9 protein-coding genes and 2 pseudogenes are annotated in these 8,469 nt (G+C 35.3%); 10 read left to right on the forward strand and 1 reads right to left on the reverse strand.

Features of this window, described 5'->3' with window-relative positions; all coding sequences use genetic code 11:
- Window positions 1–124 precede the first annotated feature (124 nt).
- From C794_RS01110 to C794_RS20605, 7 genes and pseudogenes are all read left to right on the forward strand, one after another.
- Window positions 125–1,135, forward strand: coding sequence for an aminoglycoside phosphotransferase family protein (locus C794_RS01110; protein ID WP_017795294.1), 1,011 nt, complete (start codon window positions 125–127; stop codon window positions 1,133–1,135).
- Window positions 1,136–1,347: 212 nt separating this feature from the next.
- The gene (locus tag C794_RS01115) at window positions 1,348–2,403 is read left to right on the forward strand and encodes an iron-siderophore ABC transporter substrate-binding protein (protein WP_017795295.1); all 1,056 of its coding nucleotides are present in this window, start codon (window positions 1,348–1,350) and stop codon (window positions 2,401–2,403) included.
- A 1-nt stretch (window position 2,404) separates the two neighbouring features.
- Entirely contained in the window at window positions 2,405–3,439 is a 1,035-nt protein-coding gene (locus C794_RS01120) for a FecCD family ABC transporter permease (RefSeq protein WP_017795296.1), read from the forward strand.
- The gene (locus C794_RS01125; RefSeq protein WP_017795297.1) at window positions 3,436–4,467 is read left to right on the forward strand and encodes a FecCD family ABC transporter permease; all 1,032 of its coding nucleotides are present in this window, start codon (window positions 3,436–3,438) and stop codon (window positions 4,465–4,467) included. Before C794_RS01120 ends, C794_RS01125 begins: the two co-directional genes overlap by 4 nt.
- Window positions 4,467–5,270 (forward strand): ABC transporter ATP-binding protein, encoded by an 804-nt coding sequence (locus tag C794_RS01130; RefSeq protein ID WP_017795298.1) that lies wholly within the window; start codon window positions 4,467–4,469, stop codon window positions 5,268–5,270. The genes C794_RS01125 and C794_RS01130 overlap by 1 nt, the downstream gene beginning before the upstream one ends.
- Before the next feature lie 122 nt (window positions 5,271–5,392).
- Window positions 5,393–5,866: a glutathione peroxidase gene (locus C794_RS01135; RefSeq protein WP_017795299.1), complete on the forward strand. Its 474-nt coding sequence runs from the start codon at window positions 5,393–5,395 to the stop codon at window positions 5,864–5,866.
- 274 nt (window positions 5,867–6,140) lie between these two features.
- A pseudogene (locus C794_RS20605) lies at window positions 6,141–6,347 on the forward strand (P-loop NTPase family protein); the annotation flags it as partial.
- A 172-nt stretch (window positions 6,348–6,519) separates the two neighbouring features.
- Here the strand turns inward: C794_RS20605 and sspO are convergent.
- Window positions 6,520–6,672 (reverse strand): small acid-soluble spore protein O, encoded by a 153-nt coding sequence (gene sspO, locus C794_RS01145; RefSeq protein WP_017795301.1) that lies wholly within the window; start codon window positions 6,670–6,672, stop codon window positions 6,520–6,522.
- Between the two features lie 179 nt (window positions 6,673–6,851).
- Between sspO and C794_RS01150 the strand changes: the two genes are divergently transcribed.
- The 3 genes and pseudogenes from C794_RS01150 to C794_RS20775 all read left to right on the forward strand — a co-directional run.
- A complete protein-coding gene (locus C794_RS01150) occupies window positions 6,852–7,217 on the forward strand; it encodes a hypothetical protein (protein ID WP_017795302.1) in 366 nt (121 codons plus the stop codon).
- A gap of 74 nt (window positions 7,218–7,291) precedes the next feature.
- The gene (locus tag C794_RS01155) at window positions 7,292–7,576 is read left to right on the forward strand and encodes a hypothetical protein (RefSeq protein ID WP_017795303.1); all 285 of its coding nucleotides are present in this window, start codon (window positions 7,292–7,294) and stop codon (window positions 7,574–7,576) included.
- A gap of 582 nt (window positions 7,577–8,158) precedes the next feature.
- Window positions 8,159–8,469: pseudogene (locus C794_RS20775) on the forward strand (MFS transporter); the annotation flags it as partial.

An 8,469-nucleotide genomic window follows, 5' to 3' on the forward strand; every position in this document is an offset into this window, starting at 1 on the left:
TAATGAAAATCAAAACATCGAACATTTGGATTTCACAAAATATCTAGTATGAGATTGACTCAAGTGAATCTATTTTGAATAAGTGAATCATTTAAAAGATGCTTTTTCATGTGGAGGACTTTATATGACTTCAAAAATAATTTTTGGTTCAAAGAGATTAGGAGAAGTAACAAACTCTCAGTTACAGTCAATGCTTGATAAGTATGATTTAGGTAAACTCCTAACGTCGAGTAAAACAGAACATGGAGCTATGGGACAAACAATGTTTGTTACATCAACAAAAGGAAATTTTGTATTAAAAGGCAACCCTCTCTATCCCGGTCAGCTGGTCGAGGAGAATTTTTTTATTGATAATATAGATAATAGAACAAATGTGAAAGTTCCAAAACTCTATATAATTGATGATTCCAATGACATCTTTGGATGGAATTACGCCATTATCCAACGCCTTGAAGGAAAGCATTTAAATTCAAAAGAATTAGAAGATAACCTTCATGTAGAGGAGAAACTTAAAATAGCTGAGTTAATTGGCCAAACGTTATCTTCAATGCATAATTGGAAGGTGAATACGTTTGGTGAACTAGATACTGTAAGCTTGAAGATAGCACCTTTTGAGGTTAGTTATACGAAGTGGCTATTTAGCAGAATAATGTACTGGTTAGAAGATGCGAAGAGATTCTCGAAAATAACGCATGAAGATATGGAATTGGTAAGATCCTTACTAACTGAATCCAAGGAAGATTTTAATCATTTTTGCTCGCCAACATTTGTGATGGGAGATTTTAAACCTGGAAACTTCTTAATTAATAAGGACCGTAGCGGTTGGGAGGTAAGCGGCGTATTTGATTTTACAAATGCTTATTTTGCTGATCCTATTTCAGATTTGATAAAGATGATTACATATTATATTGATAAAAATGAATTAGTGCCAGCTAAGCACTTAATAGATGTTTATTTTAACAGTTTAGCTGGAAAAGAGAATGGAAAAAAACGTCTAAAAGTGCATATGCTTCATCAAAGAGTGCTTGATTGGGGAAATGCAAAAGCGACGAAGATGGTTACTTGGGATGATGAGCTTTCTTTTTCAATATGGGTAAAAAAATATACAGATTTGGCAGAAACTCTATTAGAGTAATTCTTTTGTATTACTTTAAAGGAGTTTTTTTGGTGTATTAGTAAAATTTGTTTACTGTAGATAGAGCTTGCGCCTTTGTTCTTGTATGCCTAAATTACTATTTCCTAAGGTAGGTTAATAGTAATAGATATTATATTTTGATTTATTGACAATAACATAGTATTAAAGTATATTAATTGATAATGATTANNATAGATAGGAAGGGTTTACATATGCTTAAAAAGAAACCATTTTTACTAGTATTAATGTTTACTATTATTGCTACTTTAGTATTAGTAGGTTGTTCGGGCCAATCCTCAACAGAGGAGACAGATGAGACAGAAGAAGAATCTAATGATTCAGCAGAAACAGAAGATCAATACCCAATCACAATTGAACATGCTTTAGGCGAGACCGTTATTGAAAGTAAACCAGAAAGAATTACAACGATTCAGTGGGGAAACCATGATGACGCTTTAGCTCTTGGGGTAGTTCCAGCAGGATTTTCTGCTGCAAACTATGGTGTTCAAGATGATAGTGGAATGTTACCTTGGACTGCAGAAAAAGTACAAGAACTGGGTGAAGAAGCCCCGAATCTTTTTCAAGATACGGATGGTTTAGATTTCGAAGCAATTGCTGATAGTAATCCAGACGTTATTCTTGCAGCATACTCAGGTATAACGCAAGAAGATTATGATACATTAACTCAAATTGCTCCGGTTGTTGCCTATCCAAATGCTCCTTGGTTGACTACATGGAGAGAGCAGTTAGAAATGAATTCTACTGCTATGGGAATGAAAGAAGAAGGCGAACAATTAATTGCAGATGTAGAGAACCAAATTGATGAAAAGGTTAGTGAATATCCTGAACTTGAAGGAAAATCAGCTGCTTTTCTAAGTGTAAATGCGGAAGATTTATCTAGTTTCTTTGTCTACACACCTGCAGATCCACGTGGTGGATTCCTTTCTGAGCTAGGGATGGAATATCCTGAAAGTATTACAAATGAAATACAGGATTCAGATAGTTTCTATATAGAACCAAGTGCTGAAAATGCAGATATGCTTAATGATGTTGATATTTTAGTAACCTATGGTAATGAATATACACTTGAAGCGCTACAAGCAGATCCAATTTTCGGGAAAGTGCCAGCAATTGAAAGAGGTTCTGTCGTAGTTATTGGAGATAATACGCCACTTGCAGCATCAGGAACTCCAAGCGTACTGTCTATTCAATACACTATTGATGAATACTTAACTTTACTCTCAGAAGCTGCTAATAAAGTCGAATAAAATGAATAATCTATCCGTTTCAGAAAATAAGCAGTTGCATTTACCGAAGAATTTAATAAAAGTACTTTTGCTTTCAATTGTATTGCTTGGTATAAGTATATTAGCTTCGCTTGCTTTTGGGTCTCGTGTTGTTGGGTGGAATGATTTAATGGATGGCTTGTTCCATCCGGAAGTACAGACCCACGGAGCAAATGTTGTTCGCCAAAGAATTGCGAGAACTGTATTTAGTTTAATGTGTGGTGCTGCACTTGGAGTTTCTGGAGCACTAATGCAATCAGTTACTCGTAATCCAATTGCAGATCCTAGTATATTAGGAGTTAACACAGGTGCAGCGTTATTCGTCGTGTGTGGAATTGCCTTTTTTAATATTGGTAGTGCTAGTCATTATATTTGGTTTGCATTAGTAGGAGCAATTTTAACTGCCATCTTTGTATTCGGAATTGGTTCGATGGGGAGTGGCAGTGCCACGCCCCTTAAACTCGTTTTAGCGGGTGCAGCGACGAGTGCAGCGTTATCTTCACTCGTAATGGCAGTTATGATTCCTCGTTCCAGCGTTATGGATGAATTTAGATTTTGGCAGGTAGGTAGTGTAGGAGCTGGAGATTGGAACTCTGTCTCTCTGTTTATTCCTTTCCTCCTAGTGGGCATAATAATAGCGATTGCTACTTCACCAGCTCTAAATGCATTAGCATTGGGTGATGAAGCAGCTACAGGGTTAGGTGTACGTACAGGGACACTTAGACTTATTGCGGCTTTTGGAGGCGTAATATTGTGTGGTGCAGCGACAGCATTAGCAGGTCCTATCGGTTTTATCGGTTTGTTAGCAACACATGTAATCCGCCTCGTCATTGGGCCTGATTTACGTTATGTTATCCCTTTATCCGCTCTAGCAGGTGCTGTTATTTTAACGATATCCGATGTATTCGGTCGAATAATAGGAAGTCCTGGTGAACTTGAAGTTGGTGTGGTTACAGCCTTTATTGGAGCTCCTATTTTAATCTTAATAACTATGAAAGCGAAAATGCGTGCTTTATGATGAATAAATCAATGAATCTTATTATGATAGGTAGAATAAAGAGACGTCGTCGGTGTTTACTTGTAACATCTTTACTGGCAATCACTGCTTTTGTGCTAAGTTGTACTATGCTTATGCTAGGTAATACAATCTATCCTATTTCGGATGTCATAAGTGTATTGCTTGGTGAGGAGGTCCAAGGTGCTTCATTTGCTGTAGGAACGATTCGTCTTCCAAGAATGGTAGCGGGTGTTTTTGCAGGTTTTGCTTTTGGGGTTGCTGGATATGTATTTCAAACGATGCTTCGTAATCCACTTGCAAATCCAAATGTTATCGGAATAACAGCTGGTTCAAGCGCTGCGGCTGTATTCTGTATCATTGTACTTCAAGCAAGTACTACAGTTGTTTCTATTGCTTCTATTATTGGTGGACTTGCTACAGTAATTGTTATCTTTTTATTAGCAAGAGGTACTTCTTTTTCAATTGGTAGATTAATCTTAGTAGGAATTGGCATTCAGGCTATGCTAAATGCAGTAATATCTTACTTATTAATGATTGGTCAGGAAAATGATATTCCTACAGCAATGAGATGGCTTAATGGTAGTTTAAATGGTGCTAAGATGGAGGATGTTTATCCTCTTATCATTGCTGTTATTATTTTCGCGCCAATTATCGTAGCGCTTGGAAAGCGATTGGATATGCTAGAACTTGGCGAGCAAACTGCCATTTCACTTGGAGTCAACACGGATAAAACGCGAGTTATACTAATTATTACCTCCGTACTGATTCTTGCGTTAGCTACCGCTACAACAGGACCTATCGCATTTATTGCTTTTCTGTCTGGGCCTATTGCCAAAAGGTTAGTTGGTGCAGGTTTTTCCAGTATTATTCCAGCAGGACTTGTTGGCATCATTTTAGTTTTGGCATCAGATCTTGTAGGACAATTTGCATTCGCTGCTAGGTACCCTGTAGGTGTAATCACAGGTATTATCGGAGCACCATACTTGATTTATTTGCTAATCCGAATGAATCGAAAGGGAGATTTATAATGAAACCGACACATGATTTTCATACAGAGGGAATTACTGCTGGATACGATAATAAAGCTATCTTACACGATGTAGATATTTCCATTCCAAGTAATAAAATCAGCATTATTATTGGAGCGAACGGTTGTGGGAAATCTACTCTGCTTAAGACAATGGCAAGGCTTATCAAGCCTTCCTCTGGTCAAGTTATCTTAGGGGGAAAATCAATTCAAAAAATTCCCCCGAAACAGGTAGCTAAAGTATTAGGATTATTACCACAGTCACCAATTGTTCCTGAGGGAATAACAGTTGCAGACTTGGTGGGAAGAGGAAGGTTTCCGCATCAAACATTTCTAAAAGGCTGGACAAAAAAAGATTATGAAGCGGTTAGTGAAGCAATGGAAATTATGAATATTACTGAGTTTGCCGATCGACATATTGATGAGCTTTCAGGTGGTCAAAGACAGCGTGTATGGATTGCCATGTCTTTAGCGCAACAAACAGATATCTTACTTCTAGATGAACCAACTACCTTTTTAGATATCACGTATCAGGTGGAGATTTTAGATTTACTAACGAAATTAAATCGAAAATACGGTACAACCATTGTGATGGTATTGCATGATATAAATTTATCAGCACGGTATGCAGACCATATCTTTGCGATAAAAGAAGGCAAACTTATAGAAGAAGGGAAACCAACGGAAGTTCTAACAAGTGAGCTCGTGAAAACTGTGTTTGATTTAGATTGCATTGTTATTCCAGATCCTATTTCACAAACTCCATTAGTGATTCCAAAAGGTCGGTATCATGTAAAAGCTTAAGGTTTATTGTGATATAGTTAAAAGTAATTATTTGTCTTATTGCATCTTATGAGAATGTAAGCTTGATAGTTTATAAATTCGTGAAGTTACTTTATTCTAATTAGTAGGAGGTGCATGACATTATGTCTATATACAAGTATCAAGTTGAAAAAAGTAATGGAGAAGAAATTTCATTATCTCAGTATCGTGACAATGTCTTATTAATTGTTAATACAGCAACCAAATGCGGGTTTGCGAATCAATTTGAAGGATTAGAAGAATTGCACCAAAAATATCAAGATCAGGGACTGCGTGTTCTTGGATTTCCAAGTAATCAGTTCAATGAACAAGAACCGGTCGATGATGACAATATGGAAGAAGCGTGTAAGATTAATTTTGGTGTTACATTTCCATTGTTTAAAAAGATTGTTGTAAAAGGTCCTAATGCTGCTCCATTATTTAAGTATTTAACAGAGGAACAAAAAGGATTGTTAGGCAGTAACGTGAAATGGAATTTTACAAAGTTTCTTGTAGATCGAAATGGTAACGTAGTGAAGAGGTTCGCTCCTAAAGATAAACCAGCAAAAATAGAAAATGATATCAAAGCGCTTTTATAAGCTTAGGTGATTTTGGGGCTGAAATTTAAAAAGATAAAAAAATAAAACCAGCAGTCTTTAAGTCTGCTGGTTTTTTGCGTTGCATAAATTATAAATTGAATATTACTCATCAGACAAGTCGTGCTTATTCCCTTGGGAGATGAAAGTCGACATCGGTTTGCTTTCAGCTCATTGCGTTTCCTTTACCTCAAAAGAAACAGAAAGTTCAATGTTCATTGTCGAACCACCCATAAAAACAAGGGAACAGTTTGTGCATGGCTAAACAGATGCTTGGGTGAAGGGTGATGCAAGTATTACGCCCGTTGATGCACTTTTTGAGAAACCTAACCAGGAGGAACTAGTGGAAAGAGAATCTTGGATTATTGATGGTAATTACGGTGGTACGATGGAAATCAGATTACATGCTGCTGATACCATTATTTTTCTACATATATCAAGGTATATTTGTTTGTTCCGAGCGATAAAAAGAAGTATTAAATTTAGCGAGTCTTAAACAACTATCAGATACAAAACAAATTATTATTTTGAAATCACACCAAGGGAGGTTAGTGGTTTTTTAGAAACTATTTCACGGGATACATAGATCAAAAAAATGATTTCTATTTAAAAATTAGCCCCATGGAAATTAAGTCAAGGGGCTAATACCATATCCATTACTGTCTTTTCTTTGTTTTTTTATTGTTAAACTTTTCTTCGGCTGTTAATGGTTCATTGGCAAATTCATGATCAAATTGTTTGGAAAGATTTCCTCTGACTGCTTGTTCATCGCTCATATTAGCACGATCTTTCTTTGACTTTTTATTCATAAAAAACACCTCCTAACTTATTTTTCCTATGTAAAGTTAATTTATGTAATAAATACTTCCTAATGTGATAGATATACTAAAAACATTAAAAACAAGCAATTGCCTTAGAGTATCCGCCCCCACACAAAAAGAAAAAACGCATAGATTATCAATGTAAAGTAAAGGGGGGAAATAATAATATGTGGAAAAAATATGATAAAGATGGGAATCAAGAATTCAGTTTTTCAAAAGCGCGTGCACAGGCAGATGCAGATTCGAAATCAAATGTTGATTTTGATTCTGATATAAAGCTTGACAATGACAACGATAACGATAACGACAACAAATCAAAGAACAAAAATCGTAATATCAATATTGCAAAAGTAGTTAACAGTGGAAATTCTTATGTAGATGTAAAATCCGATTCTAAGTCTAAGTCTAAAGCAGATACTGACGACGATAACTTTAACGATAATGGTGATGTAGCAGGCGAACAAGATAATAACGACGACGATGATCGTCATAAAGATAATCATCATTGTTGCAAAAAAAGAAAAAGATTTTAATACAATGTTTTCAAAGTGGGATATCCAACCATCCCACTTTGTCCCTATAACTTTGGCGAAAAGGAGGTTGTAATATGGCGAATATAGATAATCTATATAATATCAAAGGTAAAAGAAGACCTTATTCAAACGATACACAAGCTATCGAGTCAACGATTAGGGAAAGCGGAAATTCAGATGTCGATATTAGTATTCTTGTTGATACTAAACCGATAGCATATGCGATGTTATGTTCATTACTAGCCACCAAGCAACTTACAAGACGTGAATTTGAAAAAGCAGTACGTGAGCTAGAAGAATTAACTCACAACTTTAACAGAAATGATGTTTCCAATGTTAGGCTTTATGAAGATAAATGAGAAGGTAAACATCTGCCTTCTTATTCTACATAAATACTATTTTCATATGTAACTTGTATGTATTTCCGATAATTATATCTGATGGGATTTTAGAAGGTATAAACATGTCATTTCTTTTCGTTCGAAAGCTGTTGGGTGTACAGTTGCGTTAGATACGGCAAAGCGAATGGAGTATGATATGGGCTTCAAATAAGTAAAAAATATTACTCCTTTTAAACAAGATTACTACTGTCAAAAAGGATTAAGTTATAATAATTGACAGAATATTACAACCATAATTTTAATCAAACGTTTATTTGAAGGAGAGATAAAGAATGAGTAACCCTATTAAGAATCGTACCAATACCATTTTTATTCATGTGAGTGATTTACAACGTTCGGTTCAATGGTATAGTGATTTGCTAAGTGAAGAAGTAGATGTAAGTATATAAACGTTTTTAACATTCCTACGATTAGTTAGGCTGGTATAACTAGCCTTTTTTATATTGTCAAAAATTCACCTGGAGAGGTTGCTATATTATTCAATGAAGCGTATATTAAATTGTTAAAGAATAATGTTTTGCGTTAGAAAGAAGGTTCATCATGGTAGAATCTCAAGAGAATCAAAAGAGTAATAATCAGCTTCAATTTGTACTTTTATTTATAGGAATTATTGTTGTGGCATTTAATCTACGTCCGGCCATTACATCAGTAGGTCCATTGATAAGTTTTATTCGAGAAGATATTGATATTTCAAATGGGACGGCAGGATTATTAACGAGCTTGCCATTGATAGCATTTGCAGTTATTTCACCTATGGTACCAAACTTTGCTCATAAATTTACAAGAGAAAAAGTATTAATCTATGGACTTATATTAATTATGATTGGAATTTTAATTCGATCTATTTCTGT

It is taken from the genome of Oceanobacillus kimchii X50, from assembly GCF_000340475.1.
In the GTDB taxonomy this organism is placed as follows: Bacteria; Bacillota; Bacilli; order Bacillales; family Amphibacillaceae; genus Oceanobacillus; species Oceanobacillus kimchii.